Origin of the sequence: Hamadaea sp. NPDC051192, assembly GCF_040682475.1 — a bacterium.
Taxonomy (GTDB): domain Bacteria; phylum Actinomycetota; class Actinomycetes; order Mycobacteriales; family Micromonosporaceae; genus Hamadaea; species Hamadaea flava.
Genome location: NZ_JBFBAZ010000036.1, coordinates 1 through 24432, shown reverse-complemented (window position 1 = coordinate 24432; position 24432 = coordinate 1). Strand labels below are relative to the sequence as shown.

Genomic DNA, 24432 nt, shown 5'->3' with positions numbered 1-24432 from the left:
GCCCGGCCGGGTGCCCCTAAAGCGGCATAAACCTCGCGTCTGGGCATACACTTATCGGCTTGCCCGAGCTGGCAGACTCGACCCATGAGCAGCCCCTATGACCAGCCGCAACCGGTGCTCGGCGCGATCACCGACCGCGGCGAGAAGATCATGCTTCGGCCGGCCGAGATGCGCGATGTGGACGCCATTCTCACCGCCTGCACCGACCCCGAGAGCCAGCGGTGGACCACCCTGTCGCCGGGCTACGACCGCGACCGCGCGGTCGGCTTCGTCACCGACTACGCCCCGGGCTGGTGGGCCCGCGGACAGGGCGCCGCCTGGGTGATCGCGGACGCCGACGGCACGTACGCCGCCCAGCTCGACCTCCGGGTGCTGGCCGATCCGAAGATCGCTGACGTCGGCTTCCTCACCGGGCCGGCCGCCCGCGGCAAGGGCTACATGACCGCCGCGCTCCGGGCGGCGACCGCGTACGGGCTGCTCCACCTGGGGCTGGAGCGCGTCGAATGGAAGGCGCACGTCGGCAACGCCGCCAGCCGCCGGGTCGCCGAGAAGGCCGGCTTCACCTTCGAGGGGACGCTGCGGGCGTACGGGAGCAAGGACGGGCGCCGGGTCGACGAGTGGATCGCCTCGTTCCTCCCGGCCGACCTGCCCGCCGACGCCGCCGTGGAGGTGCTCGGGTGAGCTACGTCTACCGGGAGGTCATCGAGGCCGGTGACCTCCTCCTGCGCCGTCCCCGGGCGACGGACGCCCCGGAGGTCGCGCGGGCGCTCGACGACCCCGAGGCCGTCCGTTTCCTGCCCACCGTGCCGATCCCGATGACCGCCGCGTTCGCCGAGGACTGGGCGAGCCCGGACAGCAACGCCCAGTTGGAGGCGGCCGGTGGGGTGCGGTTCGTCGCCACCGATCGGCGTACCGGGGACCTGCTCGGCGCGGTGAGCCTGCAGCGGGCGCAGGCCGACCGGGCGCAGGCCGACCGGGCGCAGGCCGAGACCGGCTATTGGGTGGCGCCCTGGGCACGCGGCAAAGGCGTCGGCACCGCCGCCGTGGGCGCCGTCGCGGCTGCTGGTTTCGAGGCCGGGCTGGCCCGGATCGAACTGTGCGCCGAATGGGAGAACGTCGGGTCGCAGAAGGTCGCGCTGGGGGCGGGCTTCCGCCGGGAAGGCGTACGCCGATCGGCCGCGCTCTCGCGGGACGGCGACACCCGGCACGACCTGATCGCCTTCGTCCGCCTCGCGTCCGACAGCGGCGACCCGGTCCCGCCGGGACTGCCCCCGCTGCCGGGCGGGCAGCTCACCGACGGGGCGGTGACCCTGCGCCCGCAGCGTACGCAGGACGCCGCCGACCTGCTGGCGCTGTTCACCCTGCCCGAGGTGGCCGAGACCAACTTCGGCGACGCCGAGGTCACCCTGGCGAACATGACGGCCAAGGCGGCCCACGTGGGCTCCCTGTGGCTGGCCGGCGACCGGGCCGACATGACCATCCTCGACGCCGCCACCGGGGAGTTCGCCGGAGACATCGGCTTCTACTACTTCATGCGGGGGCTCCAGGAGGGCATGATCGGCTACAGCCTGCGCCGGGAGTTCCGGGGTCGCGGTTTCGCATCCCGGGCCGCCGATCTGGTCGCCCGCTGGGCGTTCGAGGAGGCCGGGGTGGCCCGCGTCATCGCCGGCACCGATCCGCGCAACATCGCGTCACAGAAGGTGCTCGAACGGGCCGGGTTCGAGCGTGAGGCGCACATGCGCCACCGCCTGCCCGGCCCGGACGGCACCCGGCTCGACGACATCCAGTGGGTTCGTCTGCCATAGCGGTTCGCCCGCTGCGATCCTCGCGCCGCCCGCTGCGCCTCGCGCCGGCTCCGCCCCCTTCGTTGATCATGGAGTTTCCGGTCACGACACACCGTCGAGACCACAGTTAACTCCATGATCAACGCGGCGGCCGCACGCGGCGGCCGGCGCGCGGCCGGCACGGCGGGCACGCGGCGCGGCGGAGGCGCGCGGCCCGCGCGGCGGAGGCGGGCAGGCCAGCGCGGCGCGGGCCGGCGGTACGGCGGACGATGGAAGAGCTAGGGCGCGAGTGTGATCACGCCGTAGTCGTAGGCCTTGCGTCGGTAGACGACGCTCGGACGGCCCGATTCCTTGTCGTTGAACAGGAAGAAGTCGTGCCCGACCAGTTCCATCTGGTACAGGGCGTCGTCGATCGTCATGGGCTCGGACGAGAACTCCTTCTCGCGCACGATGTGCCAGGGCTCGTCGCTCTGCTCGGCGGCGTCGTCGAGGACGGCGGACTCCAGCGGCTCCGGCTCGACGAAGGCGAGTCCGGCGGTCGCGGCCGCGACCGACACCGGCGCACGACGCCCGCGATGCACGCGGCGGCGGTCGGCCGCCCGGCGCAGACGTTGCTCCAGCTTGGTGCTCGCGAGGTCCAGCGCGCTGTAGAAGTCCCCGGAGATCGCCTCGGCCCGCACGACCGGCCCCCGGCTCACACACGTGATCTCGACATGCTGGCAGCGCTCCGCCTGCCGCGGATTGCGCTCGTGGAATAGTTCGACATCGATTCGCTGGATCTTCTGGTCATATCGCTCGACCTTGCTCAGCTTGTCGGCGACATGCACCCGGTAGTGATCGGGCACCTCGACGTTGCGTCCCTTGACGACGATGTCCACGCCTGACCTCCCACGGTCTACCTGTGGTGGCGCCCCGGCGTCCGCGCTCGGGGCGATGTCTCTAAACCCCTCCCGCTGGTCCCTCACCCTCTCGGGTGGAACTGCTCTGGCCTCTGACGCTAGCTGTTCGTCGCCTTCTCGTCATCCCTTGTCTCAAGACCGTTTTACTGGGATTCGCCCGTTCGGGTCGGCACCCCCCATACTCCATGAATCGGCACGGTCTCGACGTAGTTCGGTGGCCGCCAATGTCACCCCCGCCGCCACCTCGACATCCACCTCGGCCAGGCGTTTGGAGACCACGGCGAGCGTCGATCCCGTCGTGAGCACATCATCCAGCACGAAGATCAATCGGCCCCGGGCCGCCGCGCGCAAATTGTTTACCCGCGTGTCGCGGATCATGAACGCGCTCTGCGCGGTCACCACCCGGTCCGCGGCGCTCAGATGCGCCGAGTCCGCGCGGGGCATCGCCGCCAACGGGTACGCGACCAGGGCGGCCGTCCCCGCAGCGCGCAGGTGCCGGGCAGCCGCCCGGGTCAACCGGGCCATGTGGTCGCCGTGTCGTTCCCGGGCCGCGCCCGGCGTGTCGGGCACCGGGATCAGCAGCACCGGGCGTCCGGCGGCGACCTCGGCCACCACCGCCCCGAGCAGCGCGCCGAGCGGCTTGGCCAGCCGGTGGCGGCCCCGGTCCTTGAAGCTCACGATCATCGAGCGCAGCGGGTCGGCGTACGGGCCGAGGCTGACGCACAGCGGCAATCCGGGTGGGGCGGGCGTGGGCCGGGTCTCGTGCGGTCGCATCGCGGCCACGGTCGCGACGCAGTCGCCGCACACCCCGCCGCGCAACGAGATCCCGGCGGCGTCACAGCCGGCGCAGGAGGTCGGAAGGAGCAGATCCACCAGTGCCTCGTACGCCCGCATGCGTCACTCCAAGAAGAACGGGTTGATCACTCTGCCCTCGGGTTTCGGGCCGATCACGTCCGCCGAGAGGGAGATCGTCTGCGTCTCGTACGCGCTGTTGTTCGCGGTGTAGACGACGCGGCCGATCCCGGCGCCCCGCTCGGGATCCGGGTTGTCCGGGTACGCCATGAGCGAGGTGATCGACGGGAATCCCTGGTACTTCAACCAGGTCTGCCCACCGGAGCGGCCGATGACGCCGCCGTCCAACGAGATCTCCATGATCCCCGCGTTGCCCCGGTGGAAGCCCGCGACGACCAGCCAGGACTCGCCGGTGAATCCGACGCCGGTCAGGTTGCTCGGGACGGTCGGCACTCGGCGTACGCCCGCCGCGCTGATCTTGTCGCCTTCGAGCTCCCGGCTCAGCGCCACCACGAACAGCCCGTCCGAGGTGACCACCGCCAGCCGTCGGCGCTCCGGCGACAACGCATACGCGGTGATCGGATCGCTGATGGACGGAATCGAGATCTGATCCGGATTCGCGTCGATAGTCGTCCGGACGTGGAACAGCTTTCCGTCCGCGACGGCGAGCAGGTTCTCGCGATCGACGAAGACCGGCCGGAGGATCTTGTCCGGCGTCGAGCGGAACCTGATCTGCCGCGGCTCGGAGGAGGAATCCGTCCGTGGATAGATGATGAGCTTCGGCCGGTTGCCCTCGATCCGCACGACCGCGAGCGCGCCGATGTCCTCCGGCGCGTTCTTGGACGCCAGGCAGGCGGCCCATTCGATGCCCTGGTTCTGGTTCGGGATGGTCTCGTCCAGGAAGGTGACCTTGGGGTCGAGGGCCTCGCCGATCCGGATCCGGCGTACCTTGCCGTCCGCCACGGCGAACAGCCGATTGGCCGGATGCCTTGTCGCGGCGGCGTTGTAGGACTTGTACGGCTTGCCCGCGTCCGCCTTGACGACGCTCTCCACCTTGATCTGGACCGGCGAGGTGTCCCGCGTGGTGATCGTCTTGACCTCGGGGAGCAGCGTCCAGCTCAGCTGCGCGACCAGTGGGTCGAAGAGTTCGGGCTCCTTGACGTCGAACTGACTGAGGTTGACGACGATCTTCCCGCCGTCGGTGGTCGGGGTGTCCTTGAGCTTCATCTCCAGCGGCTGGGCGACGATGCCCGCCAGCCAGTCCGAGGGGCCCGCCGCCAGCAGCTCGATCGCCTTGCGATGGGACGGGGTGTCCGGCGCCTTGTAGACGTAGCGCGCGTCGGGGACGAGTTCTTTGGTCGCGGTCGCCGAGAAGAAGTACAGCGCCCGGTAGTCGTAGAGCTGCGAGAGCGCGAACGAGGACAACAGCATGGTGTTCTTGACGTCGGCGGTGCTCCCCGACTTGTACTCGATCTTCGTGATGACGTTGTCGTTGCCGTTCGGCGTACGCGGCGTCACCCAGACGTCCGCAGTGATCAGCTGAGTCGTCGGCAGTGGGGTGAGGCCCTTGGCGGTCAGCCGCCCGAGCGGATAGAACTCGATCCGGACCACGGTCGAGTCGCCGTTGCTCGTCGGGATCGCGACGTCGAACTGCTCCTGATCCAGCCAGATGACGGTGATCTCGTTCCCCGGCTTCCAGGTCGGCGCGATCTCGCCGCCCAGGTACGCCCGGCAGCGGGCGCGGGCCTGCTCCGGCCCGTCGTCGCCGGCCGGCTGATAGAAGAAGTCGCGGATGACCGCCTTCGCCTCGAGTCCGACGCCCCAGGTGGGGCGACGGGCCGGCGTACCGCTCGCGCCGCCGATCGGGGCCGGGCCGGTGCCGTCGACGACGATCCCGTCGTGCGAGGCGATGCCGCACGCGCTCAGTCCGCCGACGGTCGCGCCCGCTCCGGCCAGGCGCAGCAGCGTACGGCGATCCATCAGGCGACTCCGGCGGGGTGGGCGGGGGTGGGCGGCTCGGACGGCTGTTTCGGGACGGCGTCGAGCAGGTCGGCGACCGGTGCGTCGGCCGACGGCATGAGCTGGAGCGGCGACGAGGCCAGCCGGTCGCCCGCGCGTACCGGGACGGTCAGGCGGAACTGCGCGCCGTTGCCGGGCTCGCCCCAGGCCTCCAGCCAGCCGCCGTGCAGCCGGGCGTCCTCCAGCGCGATGGACAGGCCGAGGCCGGTGCCGCCGGTCTGCCGCGCCCGCGAGGGATCGGCTCGCCAGAAGCGGTTGAAGACGAGCTTCTCCTCGCCGTCCTTGAGCCCGATGCCGTGGTCGCGCACGGTCACCGCGGCGGCGTGCTCGTCGACGCCCAGGGTGACCACGACCGGGCGGCCCTCGGCGTGCTCGACCGCGTTGCCGATGAGGTTGCGCAGCACCCGCTCGATCCGGCGCGGATCGACCTCGGCGATGACCGGCGTCTCCGGCACGGCGATCTCCACCTCGACCCCAGCCCGCTCGGCGACCGATTCGAGCCGGTCCACCACCCGCAGGACGATCGGCCCGAGGTCGGTCGGCTCGGCGTCGAGCATGGCGAACCCGGCGTCGAACCGGCTGATCTCCAGCAGGTCGCTGAGCAGGTTCTCGAACCGGTCCAACTCGTGCTGAAGCAGTTCGGCGCTGCGGGCGATGCCCGGGTCGAACGTGTCGCGTTCGCTGTAGAGCAGGTCGGCGGCCATCCGGACGGTGGTCAACGGCGTACGCAGCTCGTGGGAGACGTCGGAGGTGAACCGGCGCTGGAGCCGCGACATCTCCTCCAGACGCACGATCTGCCGCTGGAGGCTGGCCGCCATCTGGTTGAACGAGGCCGCGAGCATCGCGAGGTCGTCCTCGCCGCGGACCTCCATGCGCTGATCGAGCAGGCCGGCCGACAGACGTTGCGCGGTGCGGGCGGCGATCCGGATCGGATTCACCACGAGCCGCGTCACCAGCATCACCACGAGGACGAGCAACGCCACCAGCAGGATGCCGAGCAACGCCATCGACGTCCGGAAGTCGCTGGTGATGCTCTCGGCGTTGTCCATGGGCTGGAAGTAGTAGAGCTGGAGGTATCCCCACCGGGTCGGCACCGGGGTGCCGTAGACGAGGTAGGTCCGGATGCCGTTCTGGCCGATGTCGGCCGACACGATCTGGCTGGCGACCTTGTGGTTGGTCACGACCTCGCGACGCAGCCCGGAGGTGATCGCGTTCTGAACCGTCGCCTTGTCCGGATAGACCGCGTCGGTCGCCTGGCCGCCCTCGTCGAGCAGCGCGATGACCACGCCGCCGCCCTGCTCAGGGGTGATCTTGAGCTGGTTGACGATCGCGGTGATCTGCCGGTTCGCGGCGGTCCCCGGCGAGTAGTTGGAGAGCTGGTCGCGGGCGTACTCCGCGCCGAGCCGAAGCTGCTCCCGGGTGGCCTGGCGGACACCGTCGATCTGGGCGGTGGTGTTCCGCTCGGCGACGAGCAGCCCGAATCCGGCCACCAGCGATCCGGACAGGACGAGCGTGATCAATCCCATTCGCAGTTGGAGCGACCGCCGCCAGGCTCGATGAGCCGAGGTCAGTGCTCTCGCCGTACGCCGACCGGCGGGTCCGGCCGCGCGCAGGGTCCGTTTGACGGCCACGACGACAGCCCGGCGCAGCTGCTGGGCCGGGCTGGACTCGGGGGTGGTCGAGGGGTTGTCCATGGGGCACCCAGCCTAATTCCGATTCCGCGTCGAGCCACCTGGACATTTGGGTGAATCTTCGCGTAGCTGGCGGAGGACCGGTGGCGGAGTGGGACGCTCAGCTCGTTCCGGCCTTGTACCCCACACCTCGGACGGTGAGGATGATCTCCGGCCGCTCCGGATCGGGCTCGATCTTGGCCCGCAGCCGCTGGACGTGCACATTGACCAGACGGGTGTCGGCGGCGTGCCGGTAGCCCCAGACCTGCTCCAGCAGCACCTCGCGGGTGAAGACCTGACGGGGCTTGCGGGCCAGCGCGACCAGCAGGTCGAACTCCAGCGGGGTCAGCTTGACCTCTTCGCCGTCCCGGGTGACGGTGTGCGCCGGGACGTCGATGGTGATCTGGTTGCCGGGAGGGCCGATGGTGAGCAGCTCGGGTGCGGAGTCCTCGCCGCGGCGCAGTCGCGCCCGGACCCGCGCGACCAGCTCCTTGGGCTTGAACGGCTTCACCACGTAGTCGTCGGCGCCGGACTCCAGGCCCAGCACGACGTCGACGGTGTCGCTCTTGGCCGTCAGCATCACGATCGGGATCCCCGATTCGGCCCGGATCGCGCGACAGACGTCGATGCCACTCATCCCCGGCAGCATCAGGTCCAACAGGACGATGTCGGGCCTGGCCTCACGGAACGCGGCGAGCGCCCGCTCGCCGTCGGCTACGAAGGCGGGCAGGAATCCCTCACTGCGCAGCACGATGCCGAGCATCTCGGCCAGCGCGGGATCATCGTCGACTACCAGGACCCGGGGTCTCATGGCGTCCAATATTGCACCCTGGCGGGCGATTCCCGCAGCCGCCGGGCGGATCTTCCCCATCGGCCGATCGATATTTCCGGCATTTCGCCCAGAAGACCTGCGCCGACCCCCACGGCTGGCGCCATCGTGCCACGATGTCCGCCGTGCGCTCCCCCTCCCTCCCCCTTCGCCCGCTGACGGTGGGCGAGCTTCTGGACGCCGCGATGGAGGTGACCCGCGGCGCCGGCCGGGTGCTGCTGCCGGTCGCCTTCGGGCTGGCCGTCCTGGAGCAGCTGGCGATGGTATGGATCCGGGAGAACTTCTTCGACGGCTCGGTCTTCCCCTGGATCGGCGAGATCGTCGGCCCGGCCTGGCTGGGCGTCGCCCTCGGCACCGGAATGGAGTCGGCCGTGATCGCGCTCGTCGGCGTACCGGCGGCCCGGGCGGTCGCGGCGACCGCCGTCGGCGTCCCGTTCCGGGCACGTGACCTGCTCCGGCCGCGCGGCATCGGCTCGGCGGCTCTCCTGGTGCTCGTGACGTTCCTGGTCACCTTCACTCTCACGTTGCTGCCTCTGGGATGGCTTCCGGCGTACCCGTTGATGGGACTGACCGTGGCCGCGTTGGTGATCGACGGGGTCGGACCACTGCGGGCCATCGGGCGGGGCGTCAAGATGGTCCTGCGGTCGGGCGCCCGCGCGGCCGCGATCCGCCTGCTGGGGTATTTCGCCTGGCTGTTGCTGCGCCTGGGCTTCGGATTCGGGGCCGCGAGCGCGCTCGACCTCGTCGGGGTCAGCGGACCGTGGGCGACCGCGGCCTGCTTCGCATTGGTCAACACCATGGCGTACGCGAACCTCGCGAGTCTGGACGCGGTCCTGCACCTGGAGACGCGGATCCGGACCGAGGGCCTGGACATCGCGCTGACCCGGGTGCCCGGCGCACTGACGCCCGGGCATCTGGTGGTGGCCCGATGAGCCGCACCTGGAGCGAGTTCGTCGCCCTCTTGAGCGACCTCGTCTCGCTGCCCCTGATCCTGCTGATCCTCCTGCTGCTGGCGACCGCGGTGGCGCTGCTCTGGTACTACTTCCCGGCCTGGCTGCCCCGCCGCCGCCGGGGCGAGAAGCGCAAGTGGCGGCTGCGCTGGCCCAAGTGGCGCTGGCGGTGGCGGCGGCCCAGGTTCCGCTGGCCGTGGAAGCGCAAGGCCAAGACCAAGAGCGTGACCGTCGAGCAGCAGATCGAGGAGCTGATCGCGTCGGAGGAGGAGCTGCCCGAGGTGCCGCCCGCCGTCTACCAGACGCTGGCCGACCGGCTCGCCGCCGAAGGCCGGTACGCCGAGGCGCTGCGTGAGCGGTATCGGTCGGCCATCCGCGACCTCGTGCAGCACGGCGTGATCGACAACCGTCCGGGGTGGACGGTGACCGAACTGGCGCGGGCGGCCGGCTCGGCGCGTCCGCAGGTCGACGGGTCGCTGCGCTCGGCGAGCGCGCTGTTCAGCGAGGTCTGGTACGCCGAACACCCGGCCACCGCCGGCCACGACGACCAGATGCGTACGCTCGCCGACGAGGTCCATCGTGGACTCGATCCGGTACACGGTGTGGTGACGCCGCGATGACCGTCCTGGAGAAGCCCGTTCCGGTAGCGGCGAAGCCGGTCGCCAAGCCCAAGCGTCGATGGCACCGGATCGCGATCCCGTTCGGCGTCGTCCTGGCGCTGATCGTGGCGACCCTCGTCCTCCACTCGCTCAACGAGCCGGAGGTCGACGACCCGGACTTCCTGTCCCCGATCAGCTCGGCCGGGCTGGGCTCGGCGACCCTCGCCGACCGCCTCATCGAGCGGGGCGTCCACGTGGAGCGGCAGACTCGCACGTCCGACGCGCTGCTGTCCGCGTACCAGGGGGACGCGACGCTGCTGATCCCCGCGCCCGAGTTGATGCATCGTGACTATCTGCGGATGCTGCGCTCGATGCCGCCGTCGACGCGCGTCGTCCTGGTCGAGCCGGACAACGGGGTGCTCACCCGGTCCGACGCCCCGATCGAGCAGGTCGACCGGCGGTGGGCCACCGCGGTCGTGCCGCCCGGCGGCTGCGTCGTCACCGGTCTGACGCAGGCCGGTCCGGCCGCCGTCCGGCATTCGGCGTACGCCGCCTTCGACGACGGCCGCTACTGCTACGAGCAGGGCGTCGTGGCGGTCCGCTGGCAGCTGACCGAGCTGATCGCGGTGGGCTCGGCCGACCCGTTCCGCAACGACCGGCTCGACGAGAACGACAACCTCGGGTTCGCCCTCGGACTGCTCGGTCAACAGCCGAAGCTCGTCTGGCTGGACGTGCACCAGACCGAGCCCGGCCCGAAGGTCGACCCGAACGCCTCGCCCGGTTCGGACGGCGTACCGCCGTCGCTGGCGCCGGGCGGAGGGGGCACGGGTGACGGAACCGGTGAAGGTTCCGGCGACGGCCAGGGCTCGGGCTCCGGATCCGGCACAGGCCAGACCGAGCAGGGCTCCGGCGAGGCATCCGGCCAACCCGAAGAGGACAGTGCGTCCCCGCCCGATCCGCCGACGCTGTTCGACGCGCTTCCGCCGTGGTTCTGGGCGACTCTGGCCGGCTTGGCGCTCCTCGTCGTGCTGCTCGCCGTGGCGGCCGCCCGTCGGCTCGGCCCGCCCGTCGCCGAGCCCCTGCCGTTCCGCGTACGCGGTGCCGAGACGGTGCTCGGGCGCGCCCGGCTCTATCAACGCGCCGGCGCCATGCTGAGCGGCGCGCAGACCATGCGGCGTACCGTCGGGCCGCAGATCGCGGTCGCGGTGGGACTGCCGCCGACGGCGGAGGCCGAAGCGGTCGCCACCGCGATCGCCACCCAGCATGGTGGCGATCCCGCCGACTACCTGGCCGTTCTGGCCGACGACCTGCCGAAGAAGGACGCCGAGCTGGTGGCGCTGGCCGCCCGGCTGGACGCCCTGCTGGCCCTGGTGACCGCACCACCCCAAGGAGAGAACCGTGGTTGAGCTGAACACCGCCGAACCGGTCACCGCCCCGGTGCACGCCGACGCGGCCCGCGCGGCCTTCGCGCGGCTGCGTGGCGAGGTCGGCAAGGCCGTCGTCGGGCAGGACGGCACTGTCGCGGGTCTGGCGATCGCGCTGCTCTGCGGTGGGCACGTGCTGCTGGAGGGCCCGCCCGGGGTGGCCAAGACGCTGCTGGTGCGATCGTTCTCGGCCGCGCTGTCATTGGACTTCAAGCGAGTGCAGTTCACCCCCGACCTGATGCCGGGCGACGTCACGGGTTCGCTGATCTACGACCCGCGCGGCGCGAACTTCCAGTTCCGTGAGGGGCCGGTCTTCACCAACCTGCTGCTCGCCGACGAGATCAACCGCACGCCGCCGAAGACGCAGGCCGCGATGATGGAGGTGATGGAGGAGCGGCAGGTCTCGGTCGACGGCGTCGCCCGGAAGCTGCCCGACCCCTTCCTCGTCGCGGCGACCCAGAACCCGATCGAGCACGAGGGCACCTATCCCCTGCCGGAGGCGCAGCTCGACCGGTTCCTGCTGAAGCTGACCGTGCCGCTGCCCACTCGCGACGAGGAGCTGGGCGTCGTCCGGAACCACCACCTCGGCTTCGACCCGCGCGACCTCGACGGCGCCGGGCTCACCGCCGTGGCGGGCGCGGCCGACCTGGCCGGGGCCCGGGACGCCGTCCGCAAGGTGACCGTGGCCGACGGCGTACTGGCGTATCTGGTGGACCTGTGCCGTGCCACGCGAGTGACGCCCAGCGTCGAGCTGGGCGCGTCGCCGCGCGGTGCGACCAGCCTGCTGAACACGGCCAAGGCCTGGGCCTGGCTGTCCGGCCGGGATCACGTCACCCCGGACGACGTCAAGATCATGGCCCGGCCGACCCTGCGGCACCGGCTGCGGCTGCGGCCCGAAGCCGAGCTGGAAGGCGTCACCCCGGACGCGGTGCTCGACACCGTCCTCGCCGGAGTGCCGACGCCCCGATGATCACCTGGCGGCCGGTGCTGTTGTTCGGGCTGGGCCTGTCCACCGTGTGGATCTGGCCCTGGCCGTGGCTCGCCCTGCTCGGCGTCGCCGTCGTGGTGGCCGGCGTGTGCCTGCTGGACCTGCTGCTCACCGCCGACCCCGGCGCGATCCGGCTCAGCCGCGCCGGTACCACGGTGCTGCGGCTCGGCGAGACCGGCGAGGTCCAGCTCGTCCTGGGCAATCCGACCGGGGACGCGTACCGGCTCGACGTCCGCGACGCGTGGACCCCGTCGGCCGGCGCCACGCCCTACTCACATCGGGTCGAGCTGGCCGCGGAGGCCACCGCGGTGGTCACGACCGCGATCACGCCCACGCGCCGCGGTGACCGCCCGGCGGTGCGCGTCACGCTGCGGGCCTACGGTCCCTTGGGCTTCGCCTTCCGACAGGTACGCCACGCGCGGGCGGACGCGATGACTCCACCTTGGACGGTACGCGTCCTGCCCCGGTTCGAGTCGCGCAAACACCTGCCGGAGAAGCTGGCCAAGCTGCGTACGCTCGACGGGGCGACCACCATTCGCGGGCGCGGCCAGGGCACGGAGTTCGACGCCCTGCGGGAGTACGTGGTCGGCGACGACGTCCGGTCGATCGACTGGCGCGCCACCGCTCGCCGCAACGACGTCGTCGTGCGTACGTGGCGTCCGGAACGGTCCCGCCGAGTCGTCTGCGTGCTCGACACCGGGCGGACCAGCGCGGTCCGGATCGGCGACGAGCCCCGGATCGAGCACGCCATCGAGGCGGCGCTGCTGCTCGCCACGGTCGCCCAGCACGCCGGGGACCAGGTGGACCTGATCGCCGCCGACGAGCGCGTACGCGCTCAGGTGACCCGGTCGACCGGGCATACGCTGCTGCCCCGGTTGGTCGACGCGCTGGCGCCGCTGCATCCGGCGACCGCCGAGACGGACTTCGAGCTGGTGATCAGCGAAGTGCTGCGGACCGAACGCAAGCGCAGCCTCATCGTGCTGTTCACGGCGTTGGAACCGGGTGCGCTCGGCGAGGGTCTGCTGCCGGTGCTGCCCCGGCTGGCCGCCCGGCACACCGTCCTGGTCGCCGCGCTGCACGACCCGGTCATCGGCGAGCTGGTCGGCACGGCTCCGGCCGACGCCACCGCCGTCTACCGCCGGGTCGCCGGACTGCGGGCACGGGAGGATCGCGACCGCGTGGTCCGCTCGCTCACGCGGCACGGCGTACGCGTCCTCGACGCCGCGGCGGACGTGTTCCCCTCCCGGGTCACCGACGTCTACCTGGAGCTGAAGGCGACCGGCAAACTCTGATCCGGGTCAGCTCCGGGTGTCCGGGGCGGCCGGTTTCCAGTCCTCGACGAGAAGACCGAGCAGCACCTCGTCCAGGAACTCGCCCAGCACCCAGGCCGAGGACCGCAGTACCCCCTCGCGGACGAAACCGTTGCGCTCGGCGGCGCGCAGCATCCCGGCGTTGTCCACCAGCGTCTCGATCTGCAACCGATGCAGGCCGCGGACGGCGAATCCGTAGTAGCACAGCACAGAGACCACGTCGGTGCCGTAACCCTTTCCCCGGGCGGCCGGCAGCAGCCCCAGGCCGATGTGTGCGGATCGGTGATGGTTGTCGATTCCCCACAGCGTCGCCGTGCCGACCAGCGTCCCGCCCGCCAGCTCCACCACGGAGAACGGGACGACGCTCTGGTTGTTGTCGTCCACGACGAGCCGTCGATCCGTCGAGCCGGGCGCGATCGGCCGCCACGGCGAGCCGTCCGCCCGCGCGGCGTTGACCACGTCGTTGAACAGCTCGGTCCGCAGGATCGGGAGGTCGTCCTCATGCCGGGCCCGGAGCCCGACCTTGCCACCTGTCAGCATGCGAGCTTCCTATCACGGCCGCGCTGGTGGCGGGATCAGGCGTCGGGAACGTCGGGAACGTCGGCTTCGAAGGACTCCGCCTCGGCCGCCCGGCCCCGGATCGTGACGTACGCGAAGAAGCCGATCAACACCAGTACGCCGATCGCGTCCTTGACCACCAGCGGCAGCGGCGACGGCGTGACGAAGGCTTCCAGCGACGCGGCGACGGCGAAGACCGCCACCAACCCCAGTACGCCCACCATCCCGGTCCGGGCGGATCGGGCGACCGCGGCGGCCCGGCTCAACTCCGGCCCCGGTGCGATGGCCGACCAGCCGATCCGCAGACCCAGTCCGGCCGCGACGAAGATGGCGGTCAGCTCCAGCAGGCCGTGCGGCGCGATGAGCCCGAAGAAGAGGTCGCCTCTCCCCCGGCTGACCATGAGGCCGCCCATCAGCCCGAGGTTCAAGGCGTTCTGGAACAACACGTACGCCGCCGGCAGCAACAGGATGCCGCCGGCGAACGACTGCGCGCCGACCCAGGCGTTGTTGCTCCACACCTGCGCCGCGAAACTGGGTGCGGCGTACGTGCTGTAGTAGCTCTCGAACTGATCGTCCACGATGGCCTGCGCGGCGTCGTCCGACATCAGGACGGCCAGCGCCTCGGGATGAGTGCCGAACCAGAAGCCGAAGAACCCGGCGACCGCGACGAAGATCAGGGCGACGCTGATCCACCAGCGCCGGGCCCGGTAGACGACCAGCGGAAAGCCGTGGGTGAAGAACCGGCCGACCGAGCGCCAGGAGAACGCCGAGCCGCCGGTCACCGCCGCCCGCGCGGTGAGCACGAGGCGGGACAGCCGCGCGACGAGCGAGGGATCGGGCAGGCGGCTGCGAACGACCGACAAGTGGGTGGCCGCGCGCTGGTAGAGCACCACGAGTTCGTCGGCCTCCCGGGCGGTCAGCCGACGCCGCCGGCTGAGCACCTCCAGCCGCCGCCACTCGGCCGTGTGCTCCGCGACGAACGCGTCAAGATCCACTTGTCCTCCCCGGCCGACTGCACTCCTGGCGGCTCGCGCGAGCACTCCCCGGCGGCAGCCACAGCGTAGACTGCGGCTGCCCGCTCGGCAGACCCTCGCGCTGTCCGCGTACGACCTGGGGAGCGTTCCGCGTACGACATGGGGAGACAGATGACCACGGCGATCGCCGAGCCGCCCACGGACGGCTTGGTCAGCGGCGAGGCGGTGCACCTGGACATCCGGGTGGCACGCGCCGGATCGCGGGTGCTGGCCCTGCTCATCGACATGATCTCGCAGTTCGCGACGTTCGTGGTGCTGGCGCTCGTCGCGCTGATCGGGCTGGCCGCGACCGGGCTGGCCGACGCCGCCCTGGGCGGGACCGCCTGGGTGCTCATCATCGTGACGGTGTTCGTCGGGCATCAGGCGGTGTGGGAGACAGTGACGCAAGGCCGCACGCCCGGCAAGTTCGTGATGGGCCTGCGCGTGGTGCGGGACGACGGGGGCCCGATCAGGTTCCGGCACGCGGTCGTCCGGGCGCTGATCGGTGCGGCGGTCGAATGGCCCGGCCTGTTGATGCCGCTGGTCACCTGGGCCGCCAGCCTCATCACGATGGCCACGAATCCACAGAGCAAACGCCTCGGCGACCTGGCCGCCGGGACGCTGGTCATCCACGAGCGCTCCCCGGCGACCTGGGGCTGGATCCCGGTCACCCCACCACCGCTGGCGGCCTGGGCGGCGACCCTCGACCTGACCGGTCTCGACGACGAACTGGCCCTGTCGGTACGCCACTTCCTGGCCCGCAGCCGGCAACTGAAGGAACCGTTCCGGACCAGGCTCGGCATGCGGCTGGCCGGTGAGGTGCTCGCCAAGACGAACCCGCCGCCCCCGCCGAACACCCCGGGCTGGGCGTACCTGGCCGCGGTGCTGGGCGAGCGGCATCGCCGGACCGCTGCGCGGCTGTCGGCCGCCCGCGCCGCCCACGCGACCCTGTGGCCCGAACTGTTCCCCCAGCTTCCGCCGCTGACGCAGCAACCGTGGACCGCCCCAGCCCCCTGGCCGACGGCCTACCCGACCGGCAGCCCGGGCACCGTGCGCCCGCCGGCTCCCCGCTCGCCCGCCCCCCACTCCTAGCCGCGCGGGTTGCTTTCGCGCTGGATCAGGGTTCCGTGTCGAATCTTGGGCCAAGATTCGACTGAGAACCGTGATCCAGCGCCGACGCCGGAGGCGACGGAACTCGGTCAGGCGAAGAGGGCGCGGCCCCAGAAATCCTGCGGTCCGGTGACGCCGGGAGGGCACGCCCACACCGCGCTCGACTCGTGGCGGATGTACTCGTTGAGCGTGTCCGACTTGGCCAGCCCGCGCTGCACCGGCACGAACTGCTTCCGCGGATCCCGCTGGTACGCGATGAAGAACAACCCCGCGTCCAACCGGCCGAGGGGGTCCGAACCGTCCACGAAGTTGTAGCCGCGCCGGAGGAGGCGTACGCCGCCGTTCTGTTCGGGGTGCGCGAGCCGGACGTGGGCGTCCATCGGGATCGCCGGTCCGCCGTCGGCTCCCTTGCGGGCGAAGTCGATCTGGTCGAATTCCTTGGCGTGGCCGAGCGGTGCGCCTTCGCCCTTGTTCCGGCCGATGATCGCCTCCTGCTCGCCGAGCGAGGTGCGGTCCCAGGTCTCGATGACCATCCGGATCTTGCGGGTGACCAGGTAGCTGCCGCCGGCCATCCACTGTGTCCCATCGGCGGGCGCGGCCCAGAGGTGCTCGGTGAGCAGGTCGCCGTCCTCGGCCTTGAGGTTGTTCGTGCCGTCCTTGAAGCCCATGAGGTTGCGCGGGGTCGCCTGGGCGCGCGACGTCGACGAGGTACGCCCGAAGCCCAGCTGCGAGTAGCGCATGGTCACCTTGCCGAACCCGATCCGGGCGAGGTTCCGGATGGCGTGCACGGCGACCTGGGGATCGTTGGCGCAGGCCTGGATGCACAGGTCGCCGCCGGAGATCTCCGGCTTGAGCGCGTCGCCGCGGAAGGCGGGCAGCTCGTCGAGGGCGGCCGGACGCCGGGCGGCGAGGCCGAAGCGGTCCACGCCGTCGGCCGTCCGGAACAGGCTCGGGCCGAAGCCGATGGTCAGCGTGAGCCCGCTGGGCGGCAGGCCGAGCGCCTCGCCGGTGTCGTCCGGTGGCGCCTCGGCGATCCCGCTGACGGCGCCGATCACGCCGGCGTCGTGCCCGGCGGTCATCCGGGCCGCCGCCGCGGTCCACTTCTGCAGTAGCTCGATGAGGTCGGCGCGATCCTTGGTGATCACGTCGAACGCCACGAAGTGCAGGCGGTCCTGTGCGGGGGTGACGATGCCGGCCTGGTGCTCGCCGTAGAACGTGATGGCGTCCGCCGCCGTGCCGGACGCGGTCGCGGACTCGCCGCCGCCGCTGAGCACCGACGCGGTGGCGGCGACGCCGGCCGCGCCTGCCACGCCGACTCCGGCCAACGTCAGCGCCTTGCGCCGAGAAACCATGCCCAGCCCCCTACTTGATCGCGCCCGCGACCTGGCTGATCGGCTCGGCCAGGGCGTTGATCACGTCGGACAGTTCCTTCAACTCGGCCTGGCTCAGCTGGTTGTGCAGCTTCCAGCCGTCGCCCGCGCGGTGCTTGGCCAGCGTGGTCTCCACCGTCTTGAACGCGGCGTCGAGCTTGGTGACCAGGTCCGGGCTGCGCTCTTCCAGCGCCGGGCGCAGAGCGGCGACGGCCGCCTTCGAGCCCTCGACGTTGGCGGCGAAGTCCCACAGGTCGGTGTGCGAGTAGCGGTCCTCCTCGCCGGTGATCTTCCCGGTGGCGACCTCGTCCAGCAGCTCCTTCGCGCCGTTGGCGAGCTGGAGCGGGGACAACTTCTCCGCATTGGCCTTGGTGACGATCTCCTTGACGTCGGTCAGCAGCTGGTCGGCGATCGGGCCGTCCTTGCTGATGTCCCCGCTCGTCCACAGGTCCTTCTCGATCCGGTGGAATCCGGTGAAGGCCATGCCCTCGGTGACGACGTCCTCGCGGCCGTCGATCTTCGGGTCGAGGTCGCCGAAGATCTCCGCGACCGGCTCGATGCGCTCCCAATAGGTACGGGCGACCGGGAACAGCGCCTTGGCCTTCGCGACGTCGCCCGCCTTGACGGCGTTGACGAACTCCTCCGTCTTCACCAGCAGGGCGTCGGTCTGGCTCTTCACGTAACGCTGGTAGCTCGTGGTGGCGTCGGCGAGCTTCTGGTCGGAGGTCAACGGCGCGGCCGACCCGGTCACCGTGAACTTGCTGCGGATGCCGTCGCCGACCATGCCCGGCTTGCAGGCCGCCTCATAGGTCCCGGCCGGCAGCTCGACGTGCAGCTCCACCGGTACGCCGGGCAGGATGTTCTCCTTCTCGCCCATGACCCGGTCGCCCGAGGCGTAGATGTAGAACTCGTTGACCTTCGAGCCGGTGTTGCTGATCTTGAAGCTGACCGTGCCGGCGGCGCTCTCGGCCCGCCCGACCTCACAGGCGGAGTCGCTGGCCGTGACCGCGATCGGACCGCCGGCCTCGCCGGTCGAGGTGGGCTCGTCCTTGCCACAGCCGGTCAGGCCGAACGCGGTCAGGCCCAGCAGCGCGGCCGGTACGAGAAGGTGCTTACGCATGATCGGGGTCTCCAGAGCTCAGCGAGCGGACGTGGGGGCGGCTCCGGCGGGCTGCCCGGTGGGGGCGGGCCGCTTGGCCTTGGCGGGCAACAGGAACAGGATCAGGACCGGGATCACGTAGGCGACCCAGGCGACGACTTCGAGCACGGTCGGCTCGGGGGTGATGTTGAACATCCCGGAGAGCAACGAGGCGTACCAGGTGGTGGGGTCGAGCACGCCGCTGATGTCGAACGCCTTCGTCGACAGCCCCGGCAGCACGCCGGCCTCCTGGAAGTCGTGTACGCCGTACTTGAAGATCCCGGCGGCCACCAGGATCAGCAGCAGACCGGTCCAGGTGAAGAACTTGGTCAGGTTGATCCGCAGGATGCTGGCGTACAGGCCGAAGCCGAGCGCAGCCGCGGTGAGCAGGCCGCCGGTGATGCCGAGGACCGGCCACACGGTCGGGGACTGCTGGACGATGCCCATGAAGATGACGGCCGTCTCCACGCCCTCCCGGGCGACCGCGAGGAAGGCGACCACGACGACGGCGATCGGGCCGAGGTTGATCGCGTCGGTGAGCTTGGCGCGCAGCTGACCGGCGATCGACCGGGCGGCCTTGCGCATCCAGAAGATCATCCAGGTCACGAAGACGACGGCGACGACCGAGGTGATCGCCTCGAACAGCTCCCGGCCCGGCCCGGTCAGCACCTCGGAGGCGTAGCCGAGGGCGAGGACGACCCCGATCGAGAGCGCGGCCGCCACCCCGACCCCGGCCCAGACGAGCGGGAGCTGACGGCGGCGGTCGGATTTGACGAGGAAGCCGACGAGGATCGTGACGACCAGCGCGGCCTCCAGCCCCTCACGGAGACCGGTGAGGTACGCCGGGAGGAAGACGTTGCCGGACATGGCGCACTCCGGAGAATCGAGGGACGTTAGCTGAACCTAAGTTAGGGCAGCCATACCTTAAGGCCAAGGGCCCGGGGGACGTCAAGCTGCCGTTGAGGAACGGCACATGAACCGCACCACACCGGACGCGACGGTGATTTCTCCGTTTTGCTTGACATGTCCCTTACGTGGTGTGAGGCTGTAACCACGCAGCGTTAACCCGGGAGCGATCCCGGCGGTACGCGCGGGGAACCAAACCGGGGGGATGTACGCCGGTGGTCGCCCGATCGTGGAAGGTCCACGAGCGGCTGACCACCGGCGTACGCATGTCTGTCGAGGAACTGACGTCAGTACCTGCCGAGACGAGGCGGCCGGGGACCGGCCGGTACGCTCAACTCGGAAGCACCGCCGGGAAGCCCGGCACTGGTCAGCCGACCGACAGGAGTTCTGTACATGACCCGCATCCTGACCACCGGTGACTACAAGGTCGCCGATCTCTCTCTGGCCGCCTTCGGGCGTAAGGAGATCCAGCTCGCCGAGCATGAGATGCCCGGTCTGATGGCCATGCGCCGTGAGTTCGGCGAGACGAAGCCGCTGCGCGGCGCTCGGATCACCGGCTCGCTGCACATGACGATCCAGACGGCCGTCCTCATCGAGACGCTCGTGGCGCTCGGCGCCGAGGTGCGCTGGGCCAGCTGCAACATCTTCTCCACGCAGGACCACGCGGCGGCCGCGGTCGTCGTCGGCCCGGAGGGCACCGTCGAGCAGCCCTCAGGTGTGCCGGTCTTCGCTTGGAAGGGCGAGACGCTGGAGGAGTACTGGTGGTGCACCGAGCAGATTCTGCTCTGGCCGGGCGGTGAAGGCCCGAACATGATCCTGGACGACGGCGGCGACGCCACCCTGCTCGTCCACAAGGGCGCGCAGTTCGAGGCGGCCGGCGCCGTCCCGTCGCCCGACACCGCCGACTCCGAGGAATACGCGATCATCCTCAAGGTGCTGCAGCGGTCGCTCACCGAGGACGCGAAGCGCTGGACCACGGTCGCCGGGCAGATCAAGGGCGTCACCGAGGAGACCACGACCGGCGTGCACCGGCTCTACGAGATGCAGGCCGCCGGCTCGCTGCTCTTCCCGGCGATCAACGTCAACGACTCGGTCACCAAGAGCAAGTTCGACAACAAGTACGGCTGCCGCCACTCGCTGATCGACGGCATCAACCGCGCCACCGACGTGCTGATCGGCGGCAAGGTCGCGGTCATCGCGGGCTACGGCGACGTGGGCAAGGGCTGCGCCGAGTCGCTGCGCGGCCAGGGCGCCCGGGTCATCGTCACCGAGGTCGACCCGATCTGCGCGCTGCAGGCCGCGATGGACGGCTACCAGGTCGCCACGCTCGAGGACGTCGTGTCCACTGCGGACATCTTCGTCACCTCGACCGGCTGCAAGGACGTCATCACCGCCGACCACATGGCGCAGATGAAGCACAACGCGATCGTCGGCAACATCGGCCACTTCGACAACGAGATCGACATGGCCGGCCTCGCGAAGCTGCCGGGCGTCCACAAGGTCAACATCAAGCCGCAGGTCGACGAGTGGGTGTTCCCGGACGGCCACTCGATCATCGTGCTGTCCGAGGGCCGCCTGCTGAACCTCGGCAACGCGACCGGTCACCCGAGCTTCGTGATGAGCAACAGCTTCACGAACCAGACCATCGCCCAGATCGAGCTGTTCACGAAGACGGACCAGTACCCGATCGGCGTCTACGTGCTGCCGAAGCACCTGGACGAGAAGGTCGCCCGCCTGCACCTGGACGCGCTGGGCGTCAAGCTCACCCAGCTCACCAAGGACCAGGCGGACTACCTGGGCATCCCGGTCGAGGGCCCGTACAAGGCGGACCACTACCGCTACTAGCCAATCGGCTAAGTCAGCTCCGCGGCTGAGACACCTCAGCCAGAAACACCTCTCCGGCGCCGGTCAGCTCCAGCTGGCCGGCGTCGGCGTTTCCGAAGGCCGCGAAACCCGGCTTCAGGTCCACACTGCCCGCGCGGTCCGCGACCACCACCTCGCCACTCAGGCACAGAAGGGTACGCGGGCCGACCGGATCGAGCCGCACCGCTGCTCCGGTCAAGGTGACCCGGCGCAGCGCGAAGTCCTCGATCGGCACCGGCCAGGTGTCGACGGACCACCCTTCGCCCTCGGCCAGCCGGACGGGCCGTAGCACCGGGTCGGGCAGCGGCTCGAAGACCAGCACCCGCAACAGTTCGGGGACGTCGACGTGCTTGGGCGTCAGACCGCCCCGCAGGACGTTGTCGCTGGCCGCCATGATCTCCACACCGGTCCCCCGCAGGTACGCGTGGAGGTTGCCGGCCGGCATCCAGATGCCCTCGCCCGGCTGGAGTGTGACGAAGTTGAGCAGCAACGCGACCACGACGCCGACGTCACCCGGGTAGTACTCGGCCAGCCGCCGGGCCACCGCGTACTCGGGGTGCTCGCCGGCCGCCGCGACGACGTCGGCCACCAGCCCGGCCCGGTCGGGCTCCGGCCACGTCAGCAACTGCTCGACCGCTGACCGGAGATCGCCGGCCGCCAGTGCGCGTACCACTGGGTCGAGCTTGGCGATCTGGAGCCCCGCGAGCCGGGCCGCGCCCACGGAGGCCGGCTGGAAGCCGCACAGGGCATCGAACTCCGTGGCCGCCACCAGCAGCTCCGGCTTGTGATTGGCGTCCACATAGCTCGGATGCCCGGCCGCGAACGCCGCTTGGGCGGTCGGCAGGTCGGGGTGGGCCTGCAAGGACAGCGGCTGTTCCGCGGCGAGCACCTTGAGCAGGTACGGCAGCCGCGGGCCGAAGCGGTCGAGAGCTGGGCCCAGCGCCGGGCGCGGGTCGGCGGCGATCGCCTCGTCCAGCCCGCGCCCGTCCGGCAGCCGGGCCGGCGCGCTGGGATGCGCCCCGATCCACAGTTCGGCTTCCGGACCGGCACTGGGCACGGACCGCCCCTGCAACGTGGCGAGGGCGGTCCGGGAACCCCAGGCGTAGGGCTGAATCGGGCTGGCGAGGGGTCGCATGCTCAGTGTTTCCTCTGTGCTTCTCGGTGCTCGGCTGTGCTTGTCGGTGCTTTTCAGTGTTCCTCGACGGCCTGCTTCGGCTGGCGGCCCGCCTCGTAGATGTCCGGCTCCAGGTAGATGACCCGGGCGATCGGCACGGCCGCGCGGATGCGTTGCTCGATGGCGTCGATGCCATGCGCGATGTGGTCGGCGGAGTCCTCGTGCCGAATCGCGATCTTCGCGGCGACCAGCAACTCCTCGGGACCGAGGTGCAGCGTTCGCATGTGGATGATCCGCTCGGCCTCGTCGCCGGCCAGGATCGCCTGCTCGATGGCGGCGACGTCGGTGTCTGTCGCGGACTCGCCGAGCAGCAGACTCTTGGTCTCGACGGCGAGCACCACCGCGATCGCCACCAGCAGTACGCCGATCATCGCCGTGCCGGCCGCGTCCCAGCGACCGTCGTCGGTCAGCAGCGTCATCGAGACGCCGAACAGGGCGAAGACCAGGCCGATCAGCGCGCCCAGGTCCTCCAGCAGGACCACCGGCAGCTCCGGCGCCTTGGCCCGGCGGATGAACTGCACCCAGCTCACCCGGCCGCGGATGAGGTTGGACTCCTTGATGGCGGTCCGGAACGACAGGCCTTCCAAGATGATCGAGACGACCAGGACGGCGATCGGCAGCCACGCCCACGCCGTGATCGGGTGCGGGTCGTGCCACTTGTGGTACGCCTCGTACAGGGCGAACAGACCACCGACGCTGAACAGCACGATCGAGACGATGAAGCTGTAGATGTACCGCTCCCGTCCGTACCCGAACGGGTGCTGGGGAGTCGCCGCGCGCTGGGCGCGTTTCCCGCCGAACAGCAGCAGCACCTGATTCCCGGAGTCGGCGACCGAGTGGATCGCCTCCGCCAGCATCGACGACGAGCCGCTCAGCGCCGCCGCGATGAACTTCGTGGTCGCGATGCCCAAGTTGGCGGCCAGTGCCGCCACGACCGCTTTGGTGCCTCCACCAGCGCTCACGCTTGCTTCATTCCCTCTCTGATCACGTGCCTCCGGCTCCCCCCGGCGGCAGAACAGGGTTCAGTGTCCGATCTTGCGTCAAGACACTGAACCCTGAACCGGCGCTTTCTCAGCCGCGCAGCTTTTCCTTCAGTTCCGTGACGGCCGGCACCGCCATCGGGTCGAGCCCGTGCGCCAGGCTCAAATAGATCGACGCGAAATCGGGTACCGCCACCAGTGAGGCGAACCGCTCCAGCACCGAACCGCCCTCCGCGGTGAGCAGGGTCCAGCGAATCCCCCGGCGTTCGCAGATCTCCTGAACCGCCTCGATCCGGCGCTCCTCGACGCCGGCCGGCGCGCTGATCTCGTCGTCGGCCAGACCGCCGTCCTGCAACAGCGTCACGGACAGGCGGCTGCCCGCCTCCTCCTCGTCGTCGGGGTCGGCGAAGATGTCGCGCTGCGACTCTGCGAGCGCGCCGAAGTAGCCGTCGAGCAGACCGACCCGGCCCCGGCCGGCCTCACCGAGTTCGCCGGTGACCACGGGATAGCGGGCGTTCGCCGACAACGTGTCGCCGAACCGGCGCGCGGCCATCGTGGCCAGCGGGGACGAACCCCAGACCACGGGCACCGACCCGGCCAGGGACAACGCCATCGTCTTGGCCGGGTTCACGAAGCTCTCCGCCGTCGGGCGGCACCGGTCCGCGTCGGCGTCCAACCGCGACGCCGTCTCGGCGAGGTCCGCCTCCGTGACCTTCACCAGGCCGAGCGCCCGCGCCGCGAGCAGCACCGGGACGGTCAGCGCCCACAGGCTGGCGCGCGCCGGGGCCCGCCGGGGCACCGGAACGAACGGCGACCGGCCCCGTTCGGCCACCGACTGCAAGGGCGAGTCGGGTGCGCCGATCGCGACGAGCCGAGCACCCCGCCGAGTGGCCGCCTCGGCCGCCGCCAGGGCTTCCGGGGACCGGCCACTGGCCGACACGGCGATCACGACGTCGGCCGCGCCGACCCAGCCCGGTACGCCCGAGCTGCGATGCGCCAGCACCGGCACCGGGCAGCGCGGCCCGGCGACGGTCGCGAGGACGTCGCCGCTGCGGG

General features: G+C 70.8%; 22 protein-coding genes. 9 read left to right on the top strand and 13 right to left on the bottom strand.

Features of this window, described 5'->3' with window-relative positions:
- Positions 1-84 precede the first annotated feature (84 nt).
- Both AB0M47_RS17680 and AB0M47_RS17675 read left to right on the top strand, forming a co-directional pair.
- Positions 85-681 (top strand): GNAT family protein, encoded by a 597-nt coding sequence (locus AB0M47_RS17680; RefSeq protein ID WP_363414387.1) that lies wholly within the window; start codon positions 85-87, stop codon positions 679-681.
- Positions 678-1805: a GNAT family N-acetyltransferase gene (locus AB0M47_RS17675; protein ID WP_363414384.1), complete on the top strand. Its 1128-nt coding sequence runs from the start codon at positions 678-680 to the stop codon at positions 1803-1805. The genes AB0M47_RS17680 and AB0M47_RS17675 overlap by 4 nt, the downstream gene beginning before the upstream one ends.
- A gap of 257 nt (positions 1806-2062) precedes the next feature.
- On the opposite strand, the gene raiA is transcribed toward AB0M47_RS17675, so the two are convergent.
- The 5 genes from raiA to mtrA all read right to left on the bottom strand — a co-directional run bounded on the left by raiA (position 2063) and on the right by mtrA (position 7975).
- On the bottom strand, positions 2063-2662 hold the full coding sequence (raiA, locus tag AB0M47_RS17670) for a ribosome-associated translation inhibitor RaiA (RefSeq protein WP_253760212.1): 600 nt from the start codon (positions 2660-2662) through the stop codon (positions 2063-2065).
- 153 nt (positions 2663-2815) lie between these two features.
- A complete protein-coding gene (locus AB0M47_RS17665) occupies positions 2816-3577 on the bottom strand; it encodes a ComF family protein (RefSeq protein ID WP_363414380.1) in 762 nt (253 codons plus the stop codon).
- Between the two features lie 3 nt (positions 3578-3580).
- Positions 3581-5455 carry a GerMN domain-containing protein gene (locus AB0M47_RS17660; RefSeq protein ID WP_363414376.1) on the bottom strand — a complete coding sequence of 625 codons (1875 nt, stop codon included), beginning with the start codon at positions 5453-5455 and terminating at the stop codon, positions 3581-3583.
- Positions 5455-7188: an MtrAB system histidine kinase MtrB gene (gene mtrB, locus AB0M47_RS17655; RefSeq protein ID WP_363414374.1), complete on the bottom strand. Its 1734-nt coding sequence runs from the start codon at positions 7186-7188 to the stop codon at positions 5455-5457. Before mtrB ends, AB0M47_RS17660 begins: the two co-directional genes overlap by 1 nt.
- 97 nt (positions 7189-7285) lie before the next feature.
- Entirely contained in the window at positions 7286-7975 is a 690-nt protein-coding gene (gene mtrA, locus AB0M47_RS17650; RefSeq protein WP_253760207.1) for an MtrAB system response regulator MtrA, read from the bottom strand.
- Positions 7976-8109: 134 nt separating this feature from the next.
- On the opposite strand from mtrA, the gene AB0M47_RS17645 reads away from it, so the two are divergent.
- The 5 genes from AB0M47_RS17645 to AB0M47_RS17625 are packed head-to-tail and all read left to right on the top strand — an operon-like array spanning position 8110 to position 13246.
- Positions 8110-8925, top strand: a complete 816-nt coding sequence (locus AB0M47_RS17645; protein ID WP_363414371.1) for a hypothetical protein — start codon at positions 8110-8112, stop codon at positions 8923-8925.
- A complete protein-coding gene (locus AB0M47_RS17640; RefSeq protein ID WP_363414368.1) occupies positions 8922-9563 on the top strand; it encodes a DUF4129 domain-containing protein in 642 nt (213 codons plus the stop codon). The genes AB0M47_RS17645 and AB0M47_RS17640 overlap by 4 nt, the downstream gene beginning before the upstream one ends.
- Positions 9560-10948: a DUF4350 domain-containing protein gene (locus AB0M47_RS17635; RefSeq protein WP_363414365.1), complete on the top strand. Its 1389-nt coding sequence runs from the start codon at positions 9560-9562 to the stop codon at positions 10946-10948. Before AB0M47_RS17640 ends, AB0M47_RS17635 begins: the two co-directional genes overlap by 4 nt.
- Positions 10941-11936, top strand: coding sequence for a MoxR family ATPase (locus AB0M47_RS17630; protein WP_253760192.1), 996 nt, complete (start codon positions 10941-10943; stop codon positions 11934-11936). The genes AB0M47_RS17635 and AB0M47_RS17630 overlap by 8 nt, the downstream gene beginning before the upstream one ends.
- A complete protein-coding gene (locus AB0M47_RS17625) occupies positions 11933-13246 on the top strand; it encodes a DUF58 domain-containing protein (protein ID WP_363414362.1) in 1314 nt (437 codons plus the stop codon). The genes AB0M47_RS17630 and AB0M47_RS17625 overlap by 4 nt, the downstream gene beginning before the upstream one ends.
- Positions 13247-13252: 6 nt before the next feature.
- Here the strand turns inward: AB0M47_RS17625 and AB0M47_RS17620 are convergent, their stop codons facing one another.
- Together AB0M47_RS17620 and AB0M47_RS17615 are read right to left on the bottom strand one after the other, a co-directional pair.
- Positions 13253-13804: a GNAT family protein gene (locus tag AB0M47_RS17620; RefSeq protein ID WP_363414359.1), complete on the bottom strand. Its 552-nt coding sequence runs from the start codon at positions 13802-13804 to the stop codon at positions 13253-13255.
- A gap of 35 nt (positions 13805-13839) precedes the next feature.
- On the bottom strand, positions 13840-14817 hold the full coding sequence (locus AB0M47_RS17615) for a stage II sporulation protein M (RefSeq protein ID WP_363414356.1): 978 nt from the start codon (positions 14815-14817) through the stop codon (positions 13840-13842).
- A gap of 150 nt (positions 14818-14967) precedes the next feature.
- Between AB0M47_RS17615 and AB0M47_RS17610 the strand changes: the two genes are divergently transcribed.
- A complete protein-coding gene (locus AB0M47_RS17610; RefSeq protein WP_363414353.1) occupies positions 14968-15927 on the top strand; it encodes an RDD family protein in 960 nt (319 codons plus the stop codon).
- A gap of 107 nt (positions 15928-16034) precedes the next feature.
- Here AB0M47_RS17610 and efeB read toward each other — a convergent pair whose 3' ends face one another.
- The 3 genes from efeB to efeU are packed head-to-tail and all read right to left on the bottom strand — an operon-like array spanning position 16035 to position 19320.
- A complete protein-coding gene (gene efeB / locus AB0M47_RS17605; protein WP_363414350.1) occupies positions 16035-17297 on the bottom strand; it encodes an iron uptake transporter deferrochelatase/peroxidase subunit in 1263 nt (420 codons plus the stop codon).
- Between the two features lie 10 nt (positions 17298-17307).
- The gene (efeO, locus tag AB0M47_RS17600) at positions 17308-18435 is read right to left on the bottom strand and encodes an iron uptake system protein EfeO (RefSeq protein ID WP_363414347.1); all 1128 of its coding nucleotides are present in this window, start codon (positions 18433-18435) and stop codon (positions 17308-17310) included.
- An 18-nt stretch (positions 18436-18453) separates the two neighbouring features.
- On the bottom strand, positions 18454-19320 hold the full coding sequence (efeU, locus tag AB0M47_RS17595; protein ID WP_363414344.1) for an iron uptake transporter permease EfeU: 867 nt from the start codon (positions 19318-19320) through the stop codon (positions 18454-18456).
- 432 nt (positions 19321-19752) lie between these two features.
- Here efeU and ahcY point away from each other — a divergent pair, with 432 nt between their 5' ends.
- Entirely contained in the window at positions 19753-21204 is a 1452-nt protein-coding gene (gene ahcY / locus AB0M47_RS17590) for an adenosylhomocysteinase (RefSeq protein WP_253760175.1), read from the top strand.
- Between the two features lie 13 nt (positions 21205-21217).
- Here ahcY and manA read toward each other — a convergent pair whose 3' ends face one another.
- The 3 genes from manA to AB0M47_RS17575 all read right to left on the bottom strand — a co-directional run.
- Positions 21218-22357 carry a mannose-6-phosphate isomerase, class I gene (manA, locus tag AB0M47_RS17585; RefSeq protein WP_363414340.1) on the bottom strand — a complete coding sequence of 380 codons (1140 nt, stop codon included), beginning with the start codon at positions 22355-22357 and terminating at the stop codon, positions 21218-21220.
- A 53-nt stretch (positions 22358-22410) separates the two neighbouring features.
- The gene (locus AB0M47_RS17580) at positions 22411-23358 is read right to left on the bottom strand and encodes a cation diffusion facilitator family transporter (protein ID WP_363414337.1); all 948 of its coding nucleotides are present in this window, start codon (positions 23356-23358) and stop codon (positions 22411-22413) included.
- Positions 23359-23467: 109 nt separating this feature from the next.
- The coding region (locus AB0M47_RS17575; RefSeq protein WP_363414334.1) for an SIS domain-containing protein at positions 23468-24432 on the bottom strand (965 nt) is incomplete at its 5' end.